This window comes from Pseudomonas sp. BN102, from assembly GCF_029871245.1.
Lineage (GTDB): Bacteria > Pseudomonadota > Gammaproteobacteria > Pseudomonadales > Pseudomonadaceae > Metapseudomonas.
This window is the reverse complement of sequence record NZ_SSON01000017.1, coordinates 98,863-123,255: the sequence shown is the minus strand read 5'-3', so window position 1 is coordinate 123,255 and position 24,393 is coordinate 98,863. Positions and strand designations below refer to the sequence as shown.

The window sequence follows — 24,393 nt, the reverse complement described above, 5'->3', positions numbered from 1 at the left end:
CGATGCGAACTGCGCCCTGTTCAATCCGCTCAGCAACGGGCATTGTGGAGCACCGCCACCCATGACGAGGGAGCCCGATGCGCTCAGTAGTCCTCGCCCTGCTCCTCTGTTGGAGCACTGTCGGCATGGCCGCCTCCGCCACCCTGCGCTTCTCTGCGGTGGACAGCTGGGCCATGCCGCTGGCCGAATTCAAGGATAACCGCCTGGTCGGCGGCATCATCCACGACCTGATCCAGGGCCTGGCGCAACGGCTCGACATGCCGGCAGAGATCCAGGTACTGCCGCGCAACCGCGTGGAACTGGCGCTGAAGCAAGGTGAGATCGATGTGCGTTGCTATATCAGCCCGAGATGGATCGCCAACAGCGAGGAATACCTCTGGAGCGTGCCCTTCATCCACCAGCGCGACCTGATAGTGGCACGCCAGGGAAGTGAAGGGGTCTCCGGCCCGGACGCCCTCTCCGGACAGAGCATCGGCACTGTGCTGGGCTACACGTACCCGCGCCTGCAGCAACAGTTCGACCGCGGTGCCGTGCAACGGGACGACGCCCGCAACCAGGAGCTGGTGCTACAGAAGCTGCTGGCCGGACGCTACCAGTACGCACTGAGCAACGAATTGGCGCTGGCCTGGTTCAACCTCGACCTGCCCGACAGCGACCAGCTGATCGGCGTCGCCACGCTGGACGAAGAGCCCGTGAGCTGCCTGGTGCGCAATGACCCGGCACTGCCGGCACAGCGCATTCTGCAGACGCTGTTGCAGATGAAGGAATCGGGGGAGATCGACGAGATCCTGGCGCGATACCGCTGAGCATCGGACGCCGAAGGAGGAATGGACTGGAGGTTGCTCTTCGGGTCTTCAGTCCTCGCCCCATAGTGGCGGGCTCATGGTCGCGTCGTACGCAACGAACATAACGTTAAAACTTACGCTGACACGCAGGCGATCACTGGTGTTCGCGGGCACCGAATGCGGCAGCCACGCCGGGAATATGAGCAGAGTGCCGTCGCGGACCGTTAGCACGACCTGGTCGGTGTTGTAGGCCATCAAGGCGGTGACCGGCGGACGAATCACGGCTGCCTGGGGGCGCGGATCATGGAAGTTGATCCTGTCTGCCCCTTCCTGCGTTTGCACGTAATAAACGCCGCTCAGGAAATTGTTGGGATGGCTGTGCATCGGGTGCGGCGCCCCGGGTCCGAGTGCATTGGCCCAGCAGCCAGTGATGCGGAACGGCGCATCGACCACCTTGATGAACGCAAGCACTTCGCTCACAGCCACCTCGATATGGGTGACCAGCGCCGCCAATTCCGGTTTCCGATGCAACTGGTACCCGGATTGCCAAGCGACGCCCGTACAGGCTTCGCCCCCCGCCCCCATGAGCGTCTCGACATAGGCGAGCAGATCCCGATTGAGCGGTTCGTAGCAGGCAGGTTCGAACTGGCTTTGCCAGACGAAGGTCGGGAACAGGCGGACGACTTCAGCACTGGAGGGCGGCATGGCTGTTCACCGCACGGAGTAGGTCCCTACCAGTTTAGTCCGCGCACCAATGCACTCCGCCATGGCCGGACCCAGCATCGCCTGGCCGGGCTCGCCAAAGCGAGCAGCACTTTGCCGAGCACCGCGCAGGTACCCGGAAAAAGAATCGACAAGAAGGTCCATCCCAGGGAGCCTGTCGAAACCAATTACAGAGGAAGACAAGCGAAGAGTGAACGACATACCGCAAAAGTAAACGCACAGGCGACTTCGTCAGCCCCTACGGGCAGACCTGTTTATCCTGTGTAGTAGTTCTAATAATTCAAATATTCCTCAAGGGTGGCCCACCCTCTTTCACGCGCCTTGGCTATCGTCGCCGCCGCATTATCGGCCGCCTCCATCAACTGGTCCTTTGTACAAACTTCATTAATCCGTATATCGCCCTTTTCAAATTGGGTGACGAATCTTCTAGCCTCAGCAATAAGTTTTGCACACGCATCATCAGGTTTTAATTTTGGCCTCCACTCCTTCTCCAGCTCCAAGGCACACATGCTTGTTCGCAGCTTGAGATCGAATGTGTGACTGCAGTCCAAACCGTATGCCGCTGTGCTCGCTGCATAACACAAGACAGGAAGTAGAGCAGTTAATAGTCGTGATCTCGACTGCCTCATATCGACTACCCCCTCCCTGCGAGGCCATATATGAGTCTAGGTCACGAAGTGGCGTCAACCGTCATCCAGGCACCCGAATCCATTGAAAATGGCGACCTGAACCACCCCAAGGACCACCAGGACGACAACAGCAGATAACGCCCGGATATATCGCCCTCCCCTGACTCTTCCAGGTTGCTGCGCATGCAAGCAACGTGGCTTGAGGATGGTCATCGGCCAGAAAGGGGGGGAAGGAGCTGGAGTTGGGCTGAACAGCGAAGATAGTGAGCGAACAGGTACGATGCATCGCACGGAGCACCATTTCGGTGTACCTAAGCGCTATCACACTCTTCGATTTTTTGGCGGGAAAAGTCTTTTAGAATTAAAGACTTAGAAATTGGAGGTGACCCCACCAGCCACACCCCGGCACACGATTTCACCGCTGCGGCTGCTCCCTTCCAGGCCTGACCGGGTTCACGGCTGATCGTTGCGGGGGGACCGGCAGGGCCACCATCACGCAGCTCGCCAGATCGGCGAGCCGCGCCATTGTACCGGCTCCTCGCCAACTTACAACCGCTAAAACCGGTTTCCTTACAAGCACTTGCGAATCAGCCACGAAAGCGCGGTCGAGGCTGGGCGCCGCCCCGGGGGCCCGGCCCTTGACGACATACGCCGATGCGGCGGCAACCTGTCGCAGCCACCGCAATAACAGCCCGCCCGGCTTCGTAAATTCAGCGTAAAAGCTCCACCGCCCGGCCAGACGGCGCGCACTTCCGTGCTAACGTCCCTGTCGATTCGATCCCCGGTTGCAACCTCCGCCGCACTTCCAGGCCCGCCGCTTGTCTCACCAAGGGCCGGCGCGACCGGCCAGGCCAAAAGCCAGACACCCATTGAATGGAGCTACACCATGGCAATCACCAAAGACCAGCTGATCTCTGACATCGCAGAAGCCACCGACACCACCAAGGCCGCCGTGCGCGCCATGCTGGATCAACTCGGCGAGATCGTCAGCGACTCCCTGGAGAACAGTGATGAGATCACCCTGCCGGGCATCGGCAAGCTGAAGGTCGGCGAACGCCCCGCCCGCACCGGCCGCAACCCGCAGACCGGCAAGGCCATCGAGATCGCCGCGAAGAAGGTGGTCAAGTTCGTACCGGCCAAGGCCCTGACCGACGCGGTCAACAAGTAATGCAAAGGGGCAGGCCAATGGCCTGCCCCTTTTTGTCCCGCCTCAGGGCAAGGCGACCGGGTTGACCTCCACCCCCGGGATCACCGCTACCGGCTCACCCACTGTCGTTTTGCTCCCCTGTCCGCGCATTCGGCGAATCTGCTGCACCCTGTTGAGGTTGTCCCAGGCGTTGTCGTAATGCGCCGGCGACTGATCGATGGCAGTGCGGAAGAACTGCTCCGCTTCATCCAGCTTGCCTTCCACCAGGCAGATATAGCCGACATCGTTGCTTGCCTCGGCACGCTTCTCCACCTGCTCGAACGCCGAAATGGCCTCTTCGTAACGCCCCATTCGCGCCAGCAGCAGGCCGTAGTTCCTCCAGAGCGGCTTGTAGTTCGGCTCATAGCTGATGCCCTGCTTGTAGGCGCGTTCAGCCTCGGGCCAGTGCCCCGCCAGGTAGTAGGAATAGCCCAGGCTGTTCTGCACCAGCCCCGAGCGAGGCTCGATCTGCAAGGCCAGGCGGTAGTAAGTCTCGGAAACCGCGAAATTCTCCTTCAGGTCCGCCAGCACCCCCAGGCCGTTGTAGACCCGCACCGGGGACTTGCTATCCACCTTGAGCTTCGCGGCGTCGGCGAGGCTTACCGTCGGGGAGGCGCCAAGCCGGCGCTGGTCTTCTCCCACTGCCCGAAGCAGGAACTCCTCGGACTTCTGATACTCGCGGACGCCAAGCTTGAGCAGCCCCATTTCGCCCAGGGCATTCAGGTTGTTCGGGTCGCTGCCCAGAACCTCGTCGAAAGCCATTTCGGCCAACTGGCTATTACCCCGCTCACGGTGGATACGGCCCACCCAGACCAGAGCCTCATAGCGCTTCGGGTCCAACTCGATGGCGCGCAGGTACTGGAACAACGCCTGGTCCATGTCACCCGCCTGGTAGGAGCGGGTCGCCATCAGCATGGCCTGGTCGGGTGAATTGACCTCTTTCTGCACCTGGTAGAGCACGGAATTGTCGCCGCTGTACACCGAGCGGAAGCCGCTCGGCGCATCCGGCCCCATTGTCTGACATCCGGACAGCACGGCCATCATGGCCACCAGCAGACTGACTCTGTTCATGTCAAAGCTTCCCGAAGGTTTTGAGGATCCCGAGGATCACCGGTCCGATGGCCACCAGGAAGAAGCTGGGCCACAGGCAGAAGATTAGTGGGAAGACCAGCTTGGTGCCGATTTTCGCCGCCTGCTCTTCGGCGGCCTGGGTACGCCGGTCGCGAAACTCCTCGGCATAGATGCGCAAGGTGTCGGCGACGCTGGTACCGAATCGGATGCTTTGCGACAGCAGACTTACCAACCCCTGCACATCGTCCAGACCGGTGCGGTCGGCCAGGTGATTCAGGGCCTTGGTACTGGGAATGCCCGCGCGGATCTCCACGTTGACCAGGGCGAGTTCCTCGGCCAGCTCGGCCTGGCTCACGGCCATCTCGTCAGCCACCCTCTCGATGGCCTGAGGCAAGGCAAGGCCGGACTCCACGCACACTACCATCAGGTCCAGAGCGTCCGGAAACGCCGCTCGCAAGCGGTTAATCCGGGCCTCCTTGCGCTTGTCCACGAACACCGCGGGTGCCAGCCAGCCAACACCGAGGGCCCCTGCAGCGATCATCAAAACGATGGAAACAGAAAGCTTCGGCAGCAGCGGCACCAGCAACAGGGCCACACCCAGCAACAGGAACGGAAACAACAGGCGAATGGCCCAGTACATCTGTACTGCAGAGGCGGAACGGTAACCGGCATGGATCAGCAAGGTGCGGGTGGCGGAAACCTTGTTTTCGTCCCCGGACGATACTCGCTGCCCCACCCGCTCCAGCAGCAGATGCAGATTGCTCGGTGGACGCTGGCCTACGGCGAGGTCGCCATGGCCGCGCTTGATCAGGGTCAGGCGGCGCTGTACCGGGTCCTGCAGGCCAAGTACCAGAAGCCCCACCGTTACGGCGGCAAGCACCGCACTCAGGCCGATTGCGACGAGGAACAGCAGACGCGCAGCTTGCTCATTGCCCACTGCGCCGTTGATCAAGCCAAGCAGATAGTCCATGACACACCCCCACCAATCAGCTTGCGGAACTCAAACCTGGATTCGAATGATCCTGCGAATCCAGAGGATGCCCAACAACATGGCAACGAAGGCGGCCATTACCAGCTTCTGGCCAATGGGCTCTTTGATGAGCATGGGCAGGTAGGTCGGTGACGTCAGCATGATCGCCGCCGACAGCACAAAAGGAATGGCGACCAGCACCCAGGCCGACATTCGCCCCTCCGCAGAGAGGGTCTTGACCTTGCGCTGGAAACGGAAGCGGCCGCGAATCAGGCTGGCCAGGCGCTCCAGCACCTCGGTCAGGTTACCGCCGGTGTCCCGGTGGATCAGGATGGAGGTCACCAGCATCATCACGGTCATGCTCGGCATGCGTTCCAGCAGGCCCAGCATCGCGCGGCGCACGTCATTGCCATAGTTGATATCGGCGAATGTCAGGCCAAACTCGTGGGCCACGGGCCCCTTATGCTCCTCGGCCACCAGGCGCAAGGTCTCGTTGAAAGGGTGTCCGGCACGCAAGGCGCGGCACATGGCGTCCAGGGCATCCGGCAAGCCTTCCTCGAAGGCGGCAAAGCGCCTGGCCCGGTCGCTGGAAACCTTGAGGATTGGCACCCAGAACACAACCAGCGCCAGAAGCAGCGCCGCCCACCAGATTTTCAGGAGCAACCAGAGTCCCAACCCAGCCACCACCGCCAGCACCGCACCGAGCAACAGCACCCGGTAGGCCCGGTATTCATGCCCACCCTGTTCGATCACCTGCGCCAGACGTTCCATGAAGGGCAACTGTTCCAGGGCCGCCTCCAGCGGCGACAGGCGCTTCAGGTACTTCTGCCTTAGCACCGATTGCATGTTCGGCAGGTTGGAACTGTGTTCCAGTAGATCGAGACGCGCGCGGATGCGCTTGCGTACCTTGCTCGCCTCGCCGAAAACCGGAACCACCAGCCCCTGGCTGAGCAGGAATACCGCGACGAAGACCATGCCAAGGAAGGCCAGGATGAACTCGGAGGGAATCTGGCTCATGACTGCAGGTCCTCCATCCATTCCGGGCGGAACAGGTTCAGGGGCAGCTCGATGCCGCGCTTGGCCAGGACATCGCGGAAAGCCGGCACCATGCCCGTGGGGCGGAAGTCTCCAATCACCTCACCATGCTCTCCTATGCCGCGGCGATCGAAGCCGAAGATCTCGGTCATGGTGATGATTTCGCCTTCCATGCCATTGATTTCCTGCACGCTGACCAGCCGCCGCCGGCCGTCCTCCTGGCGCTCGAGCTGGATCACCACGTCAATGGCCGAAGCGATCTGCTGGCGCATGGCCTTGATCGGGAAGGTGGCGCCGGTCATGGACACCATATTCTCGATCCGCCCCAGGGCATCCCGTGGGGTATTGGCATGGATGGTGGTAATAGAGCCGTCATGCCCGGTATTCATAGCGGTCAACATGTCCAGCGCCTCAGCGCCGCGTACTTCGCCTATGACGATGCGGTCGGGGCGCATGCGCAGACTGTTGCGCACCAGCTCGCGCTGGCTCACCTCGCCGCGACCCTCGATATTCGGTGGCCGGGTTTCAAGGCGTACCACATGGGGTTGCTGCAACTGCAGCTCGGCCGAGTCTTCGATGGTGACGATGCGCTCGTTGTGCGGGATGAAGCTGGACAGCACGTTGAGCATGGTGGTCTTGCCGGTGCCGGTGCCGCCGGACACCAGTACGTTCATCCGGCCACGCACGATGGCCTTGAGCACCAGGGCGATGGCCGGGGTCAGCGTGCCCATCTGCACCAGGCTCTCGGTGTTCAGCAGGTCGACCGCGAATCGGCGGATCGACATGCTCGGCCCGTCGATGGCCAGCGGCGGAATGATCGCATTGACCCGCGAACCATCCTTCAGGCGCGCATCCACCAGTGGCGAGGATTCGTCGATGCGCCGCCCCAGGCTGGAAACGATGCGGTCGATGATGTTCAGCAGATGCTGGTCATCACGAAAGCGCACATCGGTGCGCTGCAGCTTGCCATGACGCTCGACATAGACCGAGGCGTGGCCGTTGACCAGGATGTCCGACACGCTGTGGTCGGCCAGCAGCGGCTCAAGCGGCCCCAGGCCGAGCACCTCATCGGTGATCTGCTTGATGATCAGTTGCCGGGCATTGCTGCTGACCGGCGCCGAGTGCTCGTCCAGCAGGCGCAGGCAGATCTCGCGGATCTGCCGCGCCGCCTCGGTTGGCTCGAGGGAATCCAGCAGCGACAGGTCCATGATCTTGAGCAGTTGCTGGTAGGTCTTCTCCCGCCACTCGGCCTCAACCGGGCTGAGCTGAGTCCTGGTTTCGTAGGGCGTCTCCGGCGCGCAGGTTTCCCAGGCCATGAGCGGATTGTCTTCAGCCGTGGGGCTGGCTTGCTCTTCCCCGGAGGCGGCGTTCTTGCCTGCGTGCTGGCGCAGGCGGTTGCGAAACTCGCTGAGCATGATCTACCTCCCGAACAGACGGCCGAAAGTGCGCTTGAGTAACCCCTCGCCGGCCTCTTCGGCGCCGAGCAGTTCCTGGCTCAGTTCGCGCATGGCCAGGGTCACCGGAGCCCGCGGGGCATGAAGCTCCAGCGGCACGCCTGTGTTCTGGCTTTCAGTGACCACGGAGTAATCGTTGGGCAGCTTCTGCAGGACTTCACAGCGCAGAGCTTCGGCAATGTCCTTGAGGCTCACCGGCGACGCCTTGTTGTAACGGTTGACCACCACCTGCAAGCGACTGCCCTGCACCCCCAGGTCGTCGCGCAGAATGCGCGCCAGCCGGGTCGCGTCCTTCAGGTGACTGAGGCTCTGCTGTACCACGATGTACACCCGGTCGGCCTGCTCCAGGGTGATACCGGTGAGATGGTCGATTTGCCTCGGCAGATCCACCACGACCCAGTCGTAGGTACTGCGCGCCAGACGCAGCAGCGCTTCCAGCTGCTCCAGGCGGATATCCTGGGACAGGCACAGCTCGCTGGAGCGACCGCCCAGCACATGCAGGGTGGAGCTGAAATGGCTGCAGAAACCGCGCAGAGCCACACTATCCAGTTCATCCACCTGCTGCAGGACATCCAGGTGGCTGTGGGCTGTCTGCACGTCCAGGTAGTGGGCCACGCTACCGAACTGCAGATCCAGGTCCAGCAACAGGGTGGTGCCGCCCCGTGCGCTTAGCTGCTGGGCCAGGTTGCAGGCCAGCAGGGTCGCTCCGGAACCGCCCTTGGCGTTCATTACGGCAATCAGCTTGCTGCCGCCGCCAGTGCCGCCGCGCGACTCCGTCAGCATTCGCCCGAGTGCCGCCACCAGCTCATCTTCGGCCACCGGCTCCGGCAGGAAGTCCCGGGCACCTGCCTGCATGGCCAGGCGCACGCCTTCCCTTTCGTTCAGCGGGCCACAGATCAGCAGCGGCGGTCGCTCACTGGCGGGCCGCTGCAGCAGAGCGGCCAGCTCCTCGCGCCACAGGTGGCTGACCCGCAGCAACAGGAAGTCAGGCATCTGTTCCAGCCCGTAGAGCGGGTCGGTGTGTCCGTTGGTTACCAGGCGCGTGTTCACCGTCAGGCCGGGAAGGCGCTGACAGCAGCCCTGCAGATGACGCAAGGCAGCAGCGTCACGGCTGCTGATCAACAGGCGCAGCCCCTGCCGGTTCGTGGCAGTGCTAATGGGAACTTCCCGACTGTTCAACATGGCGTGATCTCCGGCAATACATCCTCCTCGGCATGGCGGCCGAGGCTCTCGCGAGGCAGGGTCGACCTGAACACCGGCAGCGTGATGGTGCCGCCGAGCACAGGGATCATGAGATTGAAGCTGAAGTTCTCCACCCGCAATTGCACATAGCGAATGGCAATGAAGCCGTCGGTGCTGACCAGGTTGTTCGGGCTGGCCACTGTCGCGCCGCTCTCGTCCAGGTAGGTCAGGGTCAGGTCGGCGGTTTCGAGGTCACCGATCAGGCTGCTCGCGCCGGCGTCGGTGGCGGCGTTGTAGATTGCCCGGCGCAGGATGACCGGATCACTGATGTCGCACACCGCCGCCAGCCGGGCACCACGCCGCACGGTTTCATTCAGGGCATTGACGGTGAAATACAACCGGCCGAATTCCAGGATGGCGAACAGCAGGATGAACAGCAGCAGGCCGATGATGGCGAACTCCACCACATACACCCCGCGCATGCTTCTGGCATTCATCACAGGACCCTCATCACGGTGGTGGCGACCAGGGGAAAACCGAACGAAACGCCGTTGCCGATGAATCCCGGAATACCGCCCCCCAGAACCGGAACGAAGGTGAAACTGGTGCTGACCTGGACGTGAGTCGTCCCCACGGCCGTGACCTGCACATTTGTAGTGGTCAGGCCGGGCACCAGCGCTTGGCCATTCGCAGGTGCAACCGGCACGCCGTACACGGCCAGGTTCTTGGTTGCGGCCTGCAACGTGGTGCTCAACTCGACTGTTCCCAATGTCGGGTTCCAGGCCTTGCCCGCCACGTAGCGCACCGCATCACGGTTGGCCTGCAGCAGACTGTTGTACTGGAACAGCAAGCGGCCGAATTCGGCTATGGCGAACAGCAGCAGGAGCAGCAGAGGCAGGGTGATGGTGAACTCCACCATGGCCACCCCACGCTGGGCCCGTGCCTTTGAGAATGCAAGACGTGCCATGACACCTCCTACGAATCGCTGCTTGGTGTCTGGTTGTTGTCGATATAGGTCTTGTACAGCTGAATGATCTGCGGGCCGACATCGTCGGTCGGAGTCGGGCCAGCCACGTTGTCCCCTTCACACTCCTCAATGAACTGGCCGAAGATCTGCGCCTCATTGCCCTGCTGGGCAACTGTTTGCAGCAGGAAGAAACAGGCGAAGCCCAGCACGGGTACCGTGGTCTGACCCCCGGACTCCCCGTCGCAATTACCGACCACAATCTTCACCATACGCCGCTCGAAGACCCCATTGGCCTGGCAACCGCTGGGGCAATTGGCGACGCTGGCAACCCAGTCGTTGTAGTCCAGGAGGGCGGATGTGGCGGTGGAAAGGTTACCGTCATTGGAATTGACAGGCTGGCCCTCGTATTCCACCCGCGCCGGGGAAACGCTGTCGTTGTAGGTCATCTTCGGGTCGCTGAAGCTGGTCACCAGGTCCGGCGGGTAGGAAGACGCGCTATTGGCCATCGGTCCGGTGTATTCGCCGAAACGAGTGTTCAACCCCTGGGCCACTGGCCCCACGGAGTTGCCGGGTTCGGTTTCCACTTCATCCCCGACCGTGTTGCACTGGTCGATGCCACCAGCCAGGGCATTGCGGATATCCGCCGCGCCGGTGTTATTGCCCAGACGAATCAACTGGAAATTGCCAGGCCCTATGGCCGGCGCATTGTTGGCGGCACTCTTGAGCACCTCCACATCGCCGAACTGATAGCCCCAGAAGGCACCGGTATCCGGGTTGTAGTCGTCCGGGTCACCACAGACCAGCATTGGTGCTATATCGCAGGGGCTGGTGGGACTGGGCCCGGCGGTGGCAACTGCCGCCACCGCCTTTTCCGGGGGTGTGCCATTGCTCATCGCCTCGACGATGCCCCAGAAGAATCCAGTAAGCGGATAGTCCGGTACAGAAACCCGCACATAGCGTGAGTCCGACGGCCCGGGAAAAGCGAAGGGCCCATAGACGCTGTCCGAGAATTCCACCACGGCGAAGCCGGCGTTACCGGCCATGGCATCGGCCAGCTCACCGTTACCCGACGCCGCAGCGTTCAGGTTGAGGGTAGCCAGCGCAGCATCCTTCGCGAGGGTGGATGCATTGCCTGCCCCCATCACCTGGCTGAGGGTCTTGGCACCGCTCAGCGCCGCCGCATCCACCGAGTTTTGCAGCCGGGTCTTGTTCAGCAGCATATGGCCGCCATCCAGCGCCAGCGCCGCCATGGCCAGCATGGCCAGCAGGGCGATCACCACCAGCACCAGGACCGCGCCCCGCTGGCGCCGCGGAGATGAAGAAAATGACCTTTGGATATGCGAGGTCATGGCCGGGCCCTCAGTTGTCGATATTGATCTCAATCGGCTGGCCGACCTGCTTGCCATCGCCGGTCACAGCCCGATAACCGTCCATGGCATTTTCCGTTACCGGGCCGTCCCGGCCGACGGATGAAGCCTCGGTGCCAGGGTGGGCCGCCCGCTCCTTATTGGCGATCTGCTGGTAGGTGGTCTGGTAGACGCTGTAGCCGAGGGTGCCGACCCGGCCTTCCTCGTAGGACATGACGCAACCGCAGGACAGCGCCATCAGGCAGAACGGAATGAGCAGTTTCATGGTCGTGCCTCCGATTACTTGAGATCGTGGCCAAACCGGCCTTCGCTGACGCCGAGACTGACCGGCACCGGGCGACCGGGTTCGCGTCCCTTGGTCTTGCCCAGCAGGTAGAAATCCAGGTCGCTGGGTTCGACGAACTTCTCGGTGGGCAGGCGCACTGTCCTGGCATCCACCGGCTTGGCCAGGTGCGGCGTGACCAGGATTACCAGTTCGGTTTCCCCGTTCTGGAACGACTGACTGCGGAACAGGTGCCCCAGTACCGGAATGTCGCCCAGGCCCGGGAAGCGGCTGACGAAATCGCGGGTGTTCTCGCTGATCAGGCCGGCGATGGCAATGGTCTGGCCATTGCCCAGCTCGACGGTGGACTCGGCGCTGCGCTTGGTGAGCGAAGGAATGACTTGAGTCACACCATCACCCAGGACGCTCTCCAGGCCCGTATCCAGCACCAGGGAGTTGGCGTTGGACAGTTCGCTGACCGAGACATTGAGATTCAGGTTGATGCGTCCTTCATCCAGTACCACCGGAAGGAACTTCACACCTACCCCGAATTCCTTGAACTCGATGGTGATGCCATCGTCCTCGGTGATGGGCACCGGGAACTCGCCACCGGAAATGAATTCCGCCTGCTGGCCGCTCAGGGTGGTCAGGGTGGGTTCGGCCAGCACTTTGGCCGAGCCGTTGTCCTTGGCTGCCTCCAGTACCACGTTGAAGAGGAAGTCGTCCGAGAGGAACTGGCCGAAGAAGCCCTTGCCATTGCCGAACAGCGTGGTCGGGTTGACGAAGCCGTCCGCGTCGAAACCCAGACCCTGGCCGTTATTGAAGCCCCCAGTGGCCCAATTGCCGTCCAGATTCAGGGCATTGAAGCGTACATCGAGGGTCTTGAGCAGGTTGCGCTGCATTTCCGCCACCTTGACCTCCAGCATCACCTGCTGACTGCTGCCGACGGTGAGCAGGTTGATCACCTCCAGGGACTGGGTCGGCGCGGCCTTGGCCTCCTCCCCTTCGCCCTGCACCACGCTGGCGGTCTGCGCAGCGTAGCTCTTGGCAACTTTGAGTGCGGTATCCATCACTGCGGCACTGTGGACGTGGCCACGCAGGACCAGGGAGCCCTGGGCGCTGAACACCTCGATGCGCTCATTGGGCAACAGCTGGTGCAGCTTGTCCTTGAGGCCGCTGAGGTCATGCACCACGTCCAGGTCCAGAGTGTCGATCAGCCGATTACCGTTGTCCCAGAGCATGACGTTGGTGCTGCCCAGGGACTTGCCCAGCAGGTAGAGCTGGGTCGGACTGGTGATCAGGATGTCGGCGATCTCCGGGTTGCCCACCGAGATACGCTTGACCGGTACCCGCGTCGTGAGCAGTCGCGACTTGTAGATGGGCACCTGGATGCTGCCGTTGTTGGCCGCGGGCATGGGCGACGCCGCTTGCCCGGCTTGAGCCACCATCAGCGGAATCGGCAACATCGCCCAGGCCAGCAGGAACACCGCCAACGAGCCTACTTTCCGAATGCTATGCATATCCATCTCCTTGCGTGACGGGTCGATTACCTGGTCGCCGAATCAGTACTCGATGACGGGTCGCGCTATGGCTGCGCTTTCGCCAATTTCACTTCGGTACCGCGAATGATGATCACGCCTCCGCTTACCCCGACGCTGCGCCGCACCTGGGGCTTGGTGGCAGCCGGAATGGGCGCGGGGGCGGCTGGTTTCGGCGCGACCGCGACCTTGGGCTCGGGCTTCTTCTGGTCGTCCAGCGGATTGCGCAGGGCCAGTTGCAGGCGGCCTTCGCTCATGGCCTTGACCAGGACTTCCGCTTCCTTGGGCGTCATCTCCAGGGTGACGGCACGCACCACCACCGGCTGGGTCTTGTCGGTGCTGGCGGTCTGGTCCACGGCCAGCACCCGCAGGTCCTCGAGAATGGTCTTGGACTCGGAATCGGTACCGTTGCCCCCCACCTTCTTGGTGGCCAGCACATCGACCCGGTTGCCCGGCAGCAGGAAACCGCCCACACCCACCACATCGTCCACCCGCACCGAGACGGCACGTTTCTCCGACTCGATCAACGATGCCAGGGTGCTGCCACCCAGGTGCTCGGCCACCCGCGCTTCACGGAGGATGTCACCGCGCAGCATGGCGAAGGTGGCGATCTTGCCCACCACCTTGTCGGTGGCGTCGAAGGCATCATCCGGCACGGTGCCCTTCGGCATGCGCACCAGGGTGACCTGCTGGGCCTCGATCATCTGACCGAAGGGAATCTCCACCGTGGCCACCACAACCGCCTGCAGGTTGTCGTCCGGGCTGGCGTTGAGCTTGGCGCTCAACCAGTTGTTGGCCATCCAGGCCGCGCCCAGGCCGAGAACCAGCGACAGGGCAATCAGGGTGAGGGTACGAGCACTCATGTCGGCGTCTCCTTATCCAAGGCTTTCGAGCTGGACGAAATAGTTGTGCCAGGCCCATTCCAGATCGCGGGGCGACAGCGGGCCCGACTCGCCCAGGTAGGACTGGCGGTCCCGGGCCATGCCGAGCAGGTCGCGGGGGTGGCAGGGCACCAGGGGCATGCCCTGTTCCTCGTAGAGGCCCTGCAGCACGTAACGCAGCAACACCGGGTCATAGGCGATGCCCAGGCGCTCGATTTCCTGGCGCCAGATGCGCTCGTACTCTTCAGGCTGCAGGTAGCTGAAATGCAGCTTGTAACCAATGCGTCGGAGGAAGGCTTCGTCAGCCAGCTCCAGGGGATTGAGGTTGGTGGAGAACACCAGGATCAGGTCGAAGGGCAACTCGCAGTGGCGCCCACCGCCGAGGTTGAGGAAGTCGCGCTTCTCTTCCATGGGCACGATCCAGCGGTTGAGCAACTCGGCCGGGGCCATGCGCTGGCGGCCCATGTCGTCAATGATGAACAGGCCGTTGCTGGCCTTCAGCTGCAAGGGGGCCTGGTAGAGGCGGGAAAAGGGATCGTAGCGGATGTCCAGCTGTTCCATGCTGAGTTCGCCACCGGTGATCACTATGGGTCGTTTGCAGCATAGCAGGCGCCGGTCGATGCCCTCGTCCATCAGCAGCTTGTTCGTCTGCGTGATGTCTTCCAGGCGCTGATGCACCTGGGGGTCGTAGATCTCGATCACCGATTCGTTGACGGCAATCGCGTAGGGCACCCAGACGGCTTCGGCGAAGAGGCGGATCAGCCGGCTGCTGATATAGGTCTTGCCGGTACCCGCCGGCCCGTAAATCATGATGGCGCGCCCGGAGTTCATGGCCACGCCCAACTGGTCGAGCATATTTTCCGAGAGCACCACTCCCTGGAAAGCCGCGTGCATGTTGCGCGCGGTGACACTCCCGTGGTGAATGGTCTGCATCGTCAGCAAGGAGCGATAGGCACTGACCGGGAAAGGGGCCGCGCCTATGTAGCCGCTGCGCGACAAGGCATCGCGGGCCGTCGCACGGCCCCGCTCGGTCAGGCCGTAGCGCAACGCCTGCCCGCCCGTCTGCCCCAGCACTTCGATACGACCGTCCTTGCGCAGGAAGGCAAGAATCTCATCCAGCACGGCCCCCGTCAGCGCCAGGCGCTCCACCAGCCGCGGCATGTCAAGCACGCCGGCATCATGCAGGTGTTTGCAAACCAGGTCGCCGAGGAAGTTGTCCGCCAGACCGGTCTCGCGAATGTTGCGCGGCTGCGGGGCCAGGCGCTGCACGGCTTCCCGTTCGCTGGGGTAGGCATTTCTGTCGCTGACGGCATACATGAGTCGTCTCCTGACCTATAGCCCGAAGGATTGCCAGAAAATACCGGTCAAGGTCCCGAGTAGAATGGCGACCGAATAGGGGAACGGCTTGCCTGCGACTTCGTCCGCCTCGGGCGCAAGATAGGCGCGGGCCCTCAACATCAGCCCGTACCGCGCCAGGGTCTGCAGGAGCTGCCCGCGGAACAGCACGATCAGGAAGCCACAGACGCCACCTGCGATCAGGCTGTAGAAGGAAATCCACATGGCGTCCTGGTACATGAAGAAACTGCCGACCATGGCCATCAGCTTCACGTCGCCCGCCGCCATCCCCTTGAGGATGTACAGGGGCAGGAAAATGGCGAACCCGGTCAGCATCCCCAGCAGGCCGATAGTCAAACCGCTGAATCCTACGGACATGACCTGGCTTCCCAGCCCCAGCAGTATTCCTGTCAACACCAGGAGGTTCGGGATGCGGTGGCGACGCAGATCGCTCGCCACCGCAACCACCAGCAGCCCTAGCAGCAAAATGACGGGGAACATTTGCTCTATGGACATTGCTGCGTCCCTCTGGAGGTTCATTCAGCTCTTGATCCCACTTACGGAGTGCAATCAACCCCGTTTACGGCATCGTCCAAGCATTGGATGGCTGTCGCCACACTGCCGCCCAGCGCAAGGAATGCACCAACTGCCCCCAGGGTCACCAGTCCGCCGGCCACCGCGTACTCCACGATGGTCAGGCCGTCCTCGTCTTTGATGAACTTCACCACCGAAGTCTTGATTGCTTCAAAAATCATTTCGCCCACCTCACTCAAGTTGTCTCTACGAGAATTCGGCGGCACTTCGCGATCCGCCTGTGGTGGACCCTAGCCCTCCCCAAATTTGGGGGTTAGGAGTTTTTTGCGGATAGATAGGACTTTTTTGCGGACCACAAAGGAGCGGAAATAAACGGAAGCCAGGCCGGCCGTGGCCTGGGCAGGCTTGGTACCCTGCATAAAAAGCACCAAGGTGATTGGTCGGGCGACGAACGGAACGGTCGCCCGCGCACCCCCCAGAAATGGGGGCCTCAGACCTGGGTAGAACAGGATGCGTACAAAAAACTGCAAGGCAATAAGGACTCGTTCTTTACTCTGGTGGCACAGTGGCAATACTGCATCACGGGGAAGGGACAATAACGAGGGCAGGGTTCGATCATGCAGTCCTACTCGGCCGGTAAACCAAGCTTGCTCTGGCTTGACCTGACGCGCGAAAGGTCAACGCGCAAGCTCATCCAGCAATTCGAGGATTTCTGCGATTGCAGACTTGGCGACGCCACCCTGGTGGCGGGGTGCGGAAACCTGCGACAGGCCGATATGATCTGCATCCACTTCAACAAGCCAGATGTCAGCGGTCTGAACCTGCTGCTTGAGATCAAGAGGTCGCATCCTTCGATCCCGATCACCATGTTCACCGTGCAGCATTCAGAAGAACTCGCCGTATGGGCGATGCGCGCCAAGGTATGGGAATACATGGTGCTGCCACTTGCACCTGAGGACAAAAGCCGCTACCTCCACGCACTCAGGAAGCTGATTGAGGTGCGGCGCTCCGCCATCAATCTGGGCAGAACACCGGTACTCGAACATAACCCTCCTCTACCGGACAGCATTCGCCGGACGTCGAGCCACCAGAAGCACAAGGCGCTGGACAAGGTAATGCACTACATCGACCAGAATTTCCGCGAGAGCGTGGATCAGAAGGAGTTGGCCCAGCGCTGCGGCATGACCCCCTTTCGCTTCAGCCGGCTGTTCAAGGAGGTCAACGGAGTCGGCTTCATGGAGTACATCCTCGGCAAACGCATGGACTACGCCAAGGCGCTGCTGGAAAACAGCCAGATGCCGGTGACCAGCATCGGCTACGAGGCCGGTTTCAAGGACCCGTCCTACTTTGCCCGGGCTTTCAAGCAACTGGCCGGCTGCACCCCCAGCGACTACCGCCAGAGCCTGCAGCACGAGACCACGGCGAGCGCTACCCAGCCAGAGCTGGACACCACTGCCGCGGAAATCGCCCAGGTGGTCCAGAGCCTCGAGGCTTAGGCCTCAGCCCAGCGTGGCCAATTCGGCAAGAAATTGCTCCTCGTCCAGCACGCGGATGTTCAGCTCCTGGGCCTTGGCCAGCTTGGAGCCGGCGCCGGGCCCGGCCACCACGCAGTGGGTGCGCGCCGACACCGATCCCGCCACCTTGGCCCCCAGGGCCTCCAGCTTCTCCTTGGCCACGTCCCGGCTCATGACTTCCAGGGTACCGGTGAGCACCCAGGTCTGTCCCGCTAGCGGCAGGCCTTCCACGGCCTTCTTCTCGCTTTCCCAGTGCATGCCGAAGTCACGCAACTGGGCTTCGATGGCCTGCGCGCGCTCGACGTTGGCTTGCACCGCAAAGAATTCGCGCAGGGCCTGTTTCGCCTTTTCGTTGAGGCCCTTCATCACGCTCAGTTCCAGCCAGTCGCGGCTGAGGGCGATCAGGCCGTCGAGGTTGCCGGCCTTTTCCGCCAGGTTCTTCGCCCCGGTGGCCGCAATGCCGGAAATATTGAGTTTGTCGATGAAGCCGGCGAAGGTCGCGCTGGCCGCGAACTCGGGGCTCAGGCCGCCCTCCTCCTGCAGCTCGACACCGCGTGCCAGCAGGTCGCGGATTACCTTCTGGTTGTGCCCGTCGGTGAAGAAGGCATGGATTTCGTGGGCGACTTCCAGGCCCACGTCGGGCAGATAGGTGAGCACGTCGGGCAGCGCCTGCTGGATGCGCTCCAGGGAGCCCAGGGCGCGCGCCAGCAGCTTGGCGGTTTCCTCGCCCACGTCCGGGATGCCGAGGGCATAGATGAAACGTGCCAGGCTCGGCTTGCGGCTGTCGGCGATGGCCCCCAGCAGGTTACGGGTGGACAGGTCGGCGAAGCCTTCCAGTTCCACCACCTGCTCGTACTTCAGGGTGTAGAGATCGGCCGGCGAAGCCACCAGGCCGGTATCCACCAGTTGTTCGACGATCTTGTCGCCCAGGCCTTCGATATCCAGGGCGCGGCGCGAGGCGAAGTGGATGATCGCCTGCTTCAGCTGCGCGCCGCAGGCCAGGCGGCCTACGCAGCGGTAGACCGAACCTTCGCTGGTGGTTTCCTTGCCCTTGCCGCGCTTGATCAGCTGGGTGCGCTCGACTGCCGAACCACAAACCGGGCACTGCTCGGGGACATGCACCGGGCGCGCATCGGCCGGACGGCGTTCGACCACCACCTGCATCACCTGCGGGATCACATCGCCAGCGCGGCGGATGATCACGGTGTCACCGATCATCAGGCCCAGGCGGGCGACTTCATCCATGTTGTGCAAGGTGGCGTTGGCCACGGTCACACCGGCCACCTTGACCGGCTTGAGCCGCGCCACCGGGGTCACTGCACCGGTACGGCCGACCTGGAACTCCACGTCGAGCAATTCGGTGAGCTCCTCCTGGGCCGGAAACTTGCAGGCGATGGCCCAGTGCGGAGTGCGCGCGCGAAAGCCCAGCTGCTGCTGATCCTCGATGTTGTTTACCTTGAACACCACGCCATCGATGTCATAGGCCAGGCCCATGCGCCGCTCGCCGATATCCCGGTAGTAATCCAGACAGGCTTCCACGCCCTTGGCCAGTTTCAGTTCGCGGCTGATGGGAATGCCCCAGGTCTTGAGCTGCTCGAGCATGTCGACCTGGGTCGCCGGCAGTGCGCCGCTGTCCAGGCCGATACCATAGCAGCAGAATTCCAGCGGCCGGCTGGCAGTGATCCTCGGGTCCAGTTGTCGCAGGCTCCCGGCAGCCGCATTGCGCGGATTGGCGAAGGTCTTGCCACCGCTTTCCGCCTGGCGCGCGTTGAGTTCGTCAAAACCGGCCTTGGGCATGTAGACCTCGCCACGCACCTCCAGCTGCGCTGGCCAACCCTCTCCCTGCAGCTTGAGCGGGACGTTGCGGATAGTGCGCACATTGGCGCTGATGTCCTCGCCAACGCTACCGTCGCCGCGGGTGGCGCCACGCACCAGTTGACCGTTCTGGTACAGCAGGCTGACCGCCAGGCCATCGAGCTTGGGCTCGCAGCTGTACTCCACCTCGGCACCACCGCCGAACAGATCGCCGCCAGACAGGCCGAGACCACTCCGTACGCTGCGATCGAAGGCACGCAGGTCCTCCTCCTCGAAGGCGTTGCCCAGGCTGAGCATGGGCACCTCGTGGCGCACCTCGCCGAAAGCGCTGAGGGCCTCGCCGCCTACCCGTTGGGTCGGCGAGTCCGGGGTCACCAGCTCCGGGTGCTCGGCTTCCAGGGCCTGCAGTTCGCGAAACAGGCGGTCGTACTCGGCGTCGGGCACGCTGGGCTCGTCCAGCACGTAGTAGCGGTAGTTGTGCGCATCCAGCTCGGTACGCAGTTCCAGGATGCGTTCGGCGGCGGTTTGGGCATCGGTCATGGTGTTCAGGCTCTTTCTCTTGAAACAAAAAGAGCAGCCGGGGCTGCTCTTTCGTCGACTGGGCGCGGAATCAGCGCTTCTGGGTCAGGTGCTTGCGCTCGAACTCGACGATGCGCTGGCGATAGTGCTCGATGGTCTGCGCGGTCATCACGCTGCGCTGGTCATCTTTCAGCTCGCCGTTCAGTTCCTGGGACAGCTTGCGGGCGGCAGCGACCATCACGTCGAAGGCCTGCTTCGGATGGCGCGGGCCCGGCAGGCCGAGGAAGAAGCTCACGGCGCGGGTGCTGAAGTGGTCGATGTCGTCCAGGTCGAAGGTGCCGGGCTTGACGCCGTTGGCCATGGAGAAAAGCACTTCGCCGTTGCCGGCCATGCTCTCGTGGCGGTGGAATATGTCCATGGCGCCGAAGCGCAGGCCGCTCTCCAGGATGTTCTGCAGCAGGGCCGGGCCCTTGAAGCCGCCCTCGTCGCGGGCGACCACGTTGATCACCAGGACTTCCTCTACCGGCACTTCGTCGGCCTGGGACTGCGGGAAGGCCTTGCCGTTCTTCTTGCCGTCGTCGACCGGGTTGAGCAGGGTCGGCGGTTCGTCGAGGTTGAGGTCGCCCTGCTGGGGCTCGCCACGGCGCTTGCTGGACTCGCGGGCGCTCAGGGACGGCAGGTCCGCCTCATCCAGCGAGGGCTCATGGTGCGGACGGTCCTTGACCCTGGCCGGGCCGAGCAGGTTCGGATCTTCCTCTTCGTCCGCAGCATTGGAGAAGCTGCGATCCAGCCTGAACTTGAGTTTCCCCTTGCCGCCACTCATGCGACGCCAGCCATCGAACAGAATGCCGGCGATTACTATGATGCCAATGACAATCAGCCACTCGCGCAGACCGATATCCATGTAGTCCTGTGTCCCCTAGTGAAAAATGCAAACAATGGTGAAGAAAGGACATCCCGTCCCCTGAAACGTGGCGCCCAACTCCATGTTCTGAATGGCGTTTTCCACGTGCAACAAATTTGGGCATAAAGCTAGCACGACCAGACCAGCAGAGAAACCTCTGATAGAGGCTTACGCAGAAGCCGATGCGAATTTGACCTCGTTCTCGCCAGGAGTTCGCCTCCAGCGACGCCACTAGGCCTCGACCATCGACATAGCCTCCTCCACATCCACCGCCACCAGGCGAGAACATCCCGGCTCGTGCATGGTTACCCCCATCAGTTGGTCAGCCATTTCCATGGCGATCTTGTTGTGGGTGATGTAGATGAACTGCACCTTCTCGGACATTTCCTTCACCAACCGCGCATAGCGGCCGACGTTCGCATCATCCAGGGGCGCATCCACCTCGTCGAGCATGCAGAAGGGCGCCGGGTTGAGCTGGAAGATGGCGAACACCAGGGCCAGTGCAGTGAGCGCCTTTTCCCCGCCGGAGAGCAAGTGAATGGTGCTGTTCTTCTTGCCCGGCGGTCGCGCCATGATCGCCACGCCGGTGTCCAGCAGGTCTTCGCCGGTCAATTCCAGGTAGGCGTGGCCGCCACCGAAGACCTTGGGGAAGAGTGCCTGCAGGCCAGCGTTGATCTGGTCGAAGGTTTCCTTGAAGCGGTTGCGGGTTTCCTTGTCGATCTTGCGGATGACGTTTTCCAGGGTCTCCAGGGCTTCGACCAGGTCGTCGTTCTGCGAATCCAGGTAGCGCTTGCGTTCCGATTGCTGCTGGTATTCGTCGATGGCCGCGAGGTTGATCGGGCCGAGGCGCTGGATACGCGCGGCGAGGCGTTCCAGCTCCTCTTCCCAGGCACCCTCGCTGGCCTCGGCCGGCAAGGTGGCGAGCACCCCGTGCAGGTCGTAGCCGTCTTCGTGCAACTGGTCCTGGAGGGTCTTGCGACGCACGGTCAGGGCCTGCCATTCGAGGCGCTGGTGCTCCAGCTGGCCGCGTAGCAGTTGGGACTGCTGCTCGGCCTGGGTGCGGCGCTTCTCGGCATCGCGCAGTTCACGATCGGCATCTTCCAGGGCCAGGCGTGCCTGCTTGAGTTCTTCCTCCACGCCCAGGCGCTTGTCCAGCAGCTCCTCCAGTTTCAGGCGCAGCTCCTCCAGCGGTGCGGCGCCCTCCTCCAGGTTCAGGCTGAGCTGTTCGCGGCGCTCGTTGAGGCGCTCGAACTGCAGGGATAGGCGCTCCAGGGCCTGGCGGGTGGAATCGTGTTGCGCCCGCAACGAGCCGACGCGCACGGCCAGTTGGTGGGCGTGGTCCTTGTGCTGGCGGGCTTCCTGGCGGATGCGGTCGAGGCGCTCGCGCAGGCCGTCGCGCTCGGCCAGCAGCTTCTCGCGCTGCTCGGTGTCGCTGGCCATGGCGTCCAGGGCGTCCTGCAGGGTCAGGCGCGCTTCGCCCAGTTGCTCCAGCTCAGCGGCGCGCTGCTCTTCCAGTTCGCGGAGTTCTTCTTCCAGACGGCGGCGGCGCAGGGCCAGTTGTTCGACCTTGGCCTGCTGGGCGGACAATCGCGCCTTCAGTTCGCCCAGACGACGGGACTCGTCCTGCAGCAGGCGGCGCTGTTGTTCGCGGGCGTCTTCCTGCTGGCGCTGACCATCGCGCAACTGCTGCAGGCGCTCTTCCAGCAGCTCCAGGGCGGCCTCGCGTTCCTCGCGCTCGGCGTGCAGCCGCTCCAGCTCCTGGCCACGGGCCAGCAGCCCGCTCTCGGCCTCGCTGGCGCGGCGCACCCGCAGGAAGTTGCGGCCGACCCAGTAACCGTCGCGGCTGATGAGGCTCTCGCCATCGCCAAGGCTGGCCCGGCGGGCCAGGGCCTGATCGAGGCTTTCCACCGGCAGGGCCTTGGCCAGCCAGGGCGCCAGGTCAACCGGCGCCTCGACCTTGTCCAGCAGGCTACCGGGTACCCGCGTCCCGCTCCGGCCGGCACTGGCCAGGCGCAGTTCGCCCTGGCTGAAGCCGGACAGGTCGAGGCCCGCGAAATCGTCCAGCAGCACGGCCTGCAGGTCGGCGCCGAGCACGGTTTCCACCGCCAGCTCCCAGCCCTGCTCCACCCGCAGCCCTTCGGCCAGGCGCGGGCGTTCGGCCAACTGCTGATCACGCAGCCATTCAGCGGCGCCCTTGCCGGGGTTGAGCGCGGCCTGTTGCAGGGCTTCCAGGGACGCGATGCGGCCATTCAGGCGCTGCAGTTCACCCTGGGCCTGCTGTTGTGCCTGGCTGGCCTGCTGCAATGCTTCGCGCAGGCTTTCCAGGCGCTCCACCAAGCCCTGTTCGGCGGCCTGGAGCTCTTCCAGGCGCACGTCGCCGACCGCCAGTTCTTCGCTCATTTCCAGGATCGCCGCATCTTCCGGGTCAGCGGCCAACTGGACGCGCTCGTCATTCAGCCGGCGCTCGCGCTCCAGCAGGCGCTCCAGGCCCTGTTCCAGCTGCTGGATCCGCGATTGCTGCACCTCGGCCTGGCGGCGCGGCTCAGCGCTGCGCTGGTTGAAGCCGTCCCACTGCTCCTGCCAGGCATGCATGCCGGTCTCGGCTTCTTCCAACTGGGCGGAGGCCTCCTCGGCGGCAGCGGCGCTGATTTCCTGTTCGGGGCCGAGCATGTCCAGATCTTCGCCGAGCGTGGCGAGCAGAGTGCGGTCATGGCCCAGGTGGGATTCGGTTTCCTGGCGCGAACGCTCGGCTTCGCGCAGGTCATCCTGCAACTGGCGCAGGCGCTGCTGGCCGTGCTGGATGCTCTGCTCTACCCGAGCGATATCGCCGCCCACGGAATAGAAGCGGCCCTGCACCAGATTGAAGCGTTCGGACAGCTCGTGGTGACCGTCCCGCAGTCGCTCGATGCTGGCGTCGGCATTGCGCTGCTCGGCCACCAGGGCCTCGAAGCTGACCTCCTGGTTGCCGATCACCGCTTCGCGCTGGCCGACCTGATCGTTCAGCGCCCGCCACTTCAAGGCGGCGAGCTGGGCCTTGAGCTGGCGCTCCTCGGCCTTGTATTCCTGGTACTTCTCGGCCGACTGGGCCTGGCGGTGCAGGCGTTCCAGCTGGCGCTCGAGTTCTTCGCGCAGGTCGGAAAGTCGAGCCAGGTTCTCCTGGGTACGGCGGATACGGCTCTCGGTCTCGCGGCGGCGCTCCTTGTACTTGGAGATGCCCGCGGCTTCCTCGATGAAGTTACGCAGATCCTCGGGCTTGGCCTCGATCAGCTTGGAAATCATCCCCTGCTCGATGATCGAGTAGCTGCGCGGCCCCAGGCCGGTGCCGAGGAAAATATCGGTGATATCACGGCGACGGCACTTGGTGCCGTTGAGGAAATAGGTGTTCTGCCCGTCGCGGCTGACCCGGCGGCGGATGGAAATCTCGGCGAAGGCGGCGTATTCGCCCACCAGGGTGTTGTCGGAGTTGTCGAAGATCAGCTCGATGCTGGCCTGGGCCACCGGCTTGCGGGTGTTGGAGCCGTTGAAGATGACGTCGGTCATCGACTCGCCGCGGAGGTTCTTCGCGGAACTTTCACCCATTACCCAGCGAACGGCGTCGATGATGTTCGACTTGCCGCAACCGTTGGGGCCGACCACGGCCGCCATGTTGCTGGGGAAGCTGACGGTGGTCGGGTCCACGAAGGACTTGAACCCGGCCAGCTTGATGCACTTCAACCGCATCG

Annotated in this window: 22 protein-coding genes and 1 other RNA gene; 3 read left to right on the top strand and 20 right to left on the bottom strand. The window is 63.1% G+C overall.

What is annotated here, in order from left to right:
- Nucleotides 1-77: 77 nt before the first annotated feature.
- Nucleotides 78-806, top strand: a complete 729-nt coding sequence (locus E8F12_RS01790; protein ID WP_280323578.1) for a transporter substrate-binding domain-containing protein — start codon at nucleotides 78-80, stop codon at nucleotides 804-806.
- Nucleotides 807-854: 48 nt separating this feature from the next.
- Here the strand turns inward: E8F12_RS01790 and E8F12_RS01785 are convergent, their stop codons facing one another.
- The 3 genes from E8F12_RS01785 to ffs all read right to left on the bottom strand — a co-directional run bounded on the left by E8F12_RS01785 (nucleotide 855) and on the right by ffs (nucleotide 2,620).
- Nucleotides 855-1,490: a 2OG-Fe(II) oxygenase family protein gene (locus tag E8F12_RS01785; protein WP_280323577.1), complete on the bottom strand. Its 636-nt coding sequence runs from the start codon at nucleotides 1,488-1,490 to the stop codon at nucleotides 855-857.
- Nucleotides 1,491-1,780: 290 nt separating this feature from the next.
- The gene (locus E8F12_RS01780) at nucleotides 1,781-2,008 is read right to left on the bottom strand and encodes a hypothetical protein (protein ID WP_280323576.1); all 228 of its coding nucleotides are present in this window, start codon (nucleotides 2,006-2,008) and stop codon (nucleotides 1,781-1,783) included.
- A gap of 515 nt (nucleotides 2,009-2,523) precedes the next feature.
- An RNA gene (gene ffs / locus E8F12_RS01775) (signal recognition particle sRNA small type) lies at nucleotides 2,524-2,620 on the bottom strand.
- Nucleotides 2,621-3,005: 385 nt separating this feature from the next.
- Here ffs and E8F12_RS01770 point away from each other — a divergent pair.
- Complete coding sequence (locus tag E8F12_RS01770; protein WP_280323621.1) at nucleotides 3,006-3,305, top strand: HU family DNA-binding protein; 300 nt, start codon at nucleotides 3,006-3,008, stop codon at nucleotides 3,303-3,305.
- Nucleotides 3,306-3,347: 42 nt separating this feature from the next.
- Here the strand turns inward: E8F12_RS01770 and E8F12_RS01765 are convergent, their stop codons facing one another.
- From E8F12_RS01765 to E8F12_RS01700, 14 genes are all read right to left on the bottom strand, one after another.
- Entirely contained in the window at nucleotides 3,348-4,394 is a 1,047-nt protein-coding gene (locus tag E8F12_RS01765) for a tetratricopeptide repeat protein (protein ID WP_280323575.1), read from the bottom strand.
- A gap of 1 nt (nucleotide 4,395) precedes the next feature.
- Complete coding sequence (locus tag E8F12_RS01760; RefSeq protein ID WP_280323574.1) at nucleotides 4,396-5,364, bottom strand: type II secretion system F family protein; 969 nt, start codon at nucleotides 5,362-5,364, stop codon at nucleotides 4,396-4,398.
- A 30-nt stretch (nucleotides 5,365-5,394) separates the two neighbouring features.
- Entirely contained in the window at nucleotides 5,395-6,381 is a 987-nt protein-coding gene (locus E8F12_RS01755) for a type II secretion system F family protein (protein WP_280323573.1), read from the bottom strand.
- Complete coding sequence (locus E8F12_RS01750) at nucleotides 6,378-7,814, bottom strand: CpaF family protein (RefSeq protein ID WP_280323572.1); 1,437 nt, start codon at nucleotides 7,812-7,814, stop codon at nucleotides 6,378-6,380. Before E8F12_RS01750 ends, E8F12_RS01755 begins: the two co-directional genes overlap by 4 nt.
- Nucleotides 7,815-7,817: 3 nt before the next feature.
- Nucleotides 7,818-9,035 (bottom strand): AAA family ATPase, encoded by a 1,218-nt coding sequence (locus E8F12_RS01745; RefSeq protein ID WP_280323571.1) that lies wholly within the window; start codon nucleotides 9,033-9,035, stop codon nucleotides 7,818-7,820.
- On the bottom strand, nucleotides 9,029-9,532 hold the full coding sequence (locus E8F12_RS01740) for a TadE/TadG family type IV pilus assembly protein (protein WP_280323570.1): 504 nt from the start codon (nucleotides 9,530-9,532) through the stop codon (nucleotides 9,029-9,031). The genes E8F12_RS01745 and E8F12_RS01740 overlap by 7 nt, the downstream gene beginning before the upstream one ends.
- Nucleotides 9,532-10,002: a TadE/TadG family type IV pilus assembly protein gene (locus E8F12_RS01735; RefSeq protein WP_280323569.1), complete on the bottom strand. Its 471-nt coding sequence runs from the start codon at nucleotides 10,000-10,002 to the stop codon at nucleotides 9,532-9,534. Before E8F12_RS01735 ends, E8F12_RS01740 begins: the two co-directional genes overlap by 1 nt.
- 8 nt (nucleotides 10,003-10,010) lie before the next feature.
- Nucleotides 10,011-11,351 carry a Tad domain-containing protein gene (locus tag E8F12_RS01730; protein WP_280323568.1) on the bottom strand — a complete coding sequence of 447 codons (1,341 nt, stop codon included), beginning with the start codon at nucleotides 11,349-11,351 and terminating at the stop codon, nucleotides 10,011-10,013.
- Nucleotides 11,352-11,361: 10 nt separating this feature from the next.
- A complete protein-coding gene (locus E8F12_RS01725) occupies nucleotides 11,362-11,634 on the bottom strand; it encodes a hypothetical protein (protein ID WP_280323567.1) in 273 nt (90 codons plus the stop codon).
- 14 nt (nucleotides 11,635-11,648) lie between these two features.
- Nucleotides 11,649-13,151: a type II and III secretion system protein family protein gene (locus tag E8F12_RS01720; RefSeq protein ID WP_280323566.1), complete on the bottom strand. Its 1,503-nt coding sequence runs from the start codon at nucleotides 13,149-13,151 to the stop codon at nucleotides 11,649-11,651.
- 65 nt (nucleotides 13,152-13,216) lie between these two features.
- Complete coding sequence (gene cpaB / locus E8F12_RS01715) at nucleotides 13,217-14,032, bottom strand: Flp pilus assembly protein CpaB (protein WP_280323565.1); 816 nt, start codon at nucleotides 14,030-14,032, stop codon at nucleotides 13,217-13,219.
- Nucleotides 14,033-14,044: 12 nt separating this feature from the next.
- Nucleotides 14,045-15,367: an AAA family ATPase gene (locus tag E8F12_RS01710; RefSeq protein ID WP_280323564.1), complete on the bottom strand. Its 1,323-nt coding sequence runs from the start codon at nucleotides 15,365-15,367 to the stop codon at nucleotides 14,045-14,047.
- A gap of 15 nt (nucleotides 15,368-15,382) precedes the next feature.
- Entirely contained in the window at nucleotides 15,383-15,901 is a 519-nt protein-coding gene (locus E8F12_RS01705; protein ID WP_280323563.1) for a prepilin peptidase, read from the bottom strand.
- A 41-nt stretch (nucleotides 15,902-15,942) separates the two neighbouring features.
- Nucleotides 15,943-16,140, bottom strand: a complete 198-nt coding sequence (locus tag E8F12_RS01700; protein WP_280323562.1) for a Flp family type IVb pilin — start codon at nucleotides 16,138-16,140, stop codon at nucleotides 15,943-15,945.
- 396 nt (nucleotides 16,141-16,536) lie between these two features.
- Here E8F12_RS01700 and E8F12_RS01695 point away from each other — a divergent pair, with 396 nt between their 5' ends.
- Complete coding sequence (locus tag E8F12_RS01695; RefSeq protein WP_280323561.1) at nucleotides 16,537-17,415, top strand: response regulator transcription factor; 879 nt, start codon at nucleotides 16,537-16,539, stop codon at nucleotides 17,413-17,415.
- A gap of 3 nt (nucleotides 17,416-17,418) precedes the next feature.
- Here the strand turns inward: E8F12_RS01695 and ligA are convergent, their stop codons facing one another.
- The 3 genes from ligA to smc all read right to left on the bottom strand — a co-directional run bounded on the left by ligA (nucleotide 17,419) and on the right by smc (nucleotide 24,391).
- Nucleotides 17,419-19,788 carry an NAD-dependent DNA ligase LigA gene (gene ligA, locus E8F12_RS01690; protein WP_280323560.1) on the bottom strand — a complete coding sequence of 790 codons (2,370 nt, stop codon included), beginning with the start codon at nucleotides 19,786-19,788 and terminating at the stop codon, nucleotides 17,419-17,421.
- A 70-nt stretch (nucleotides 19,789-19,858) separates the two neighbouring features.
- Nucleotides 19,859-20,671 (bottom strand): cell division protein ZipA, encoded by an 813-nt coding sequence (gene zipA / locus E8F12_RS01685; protein ID WP_280323559.1) that lies wholly within the window; start codon nucleotides 20,669-20,671, stop codon nucleotides 19,859-19,861.
- A 231-nt stretch (nucleotides 20,672-20,902) separates the two neighbouring features.
- On the bottom strand, nucleotides 20,903-24,391 hold the full coding sequence (gene smc, locus E8F12_RS01680; RefSeq protein WP_280323558.1) for a chromosome segregation protein SMC: 3,489 nt from the start codon (nucleotides 24,389-24,391) through the stop codon (nucleotides 20,903-20,905).
- Between the last annotated feature and the right edge of the window lie 2 nt (nucleotides 24,392-24,393).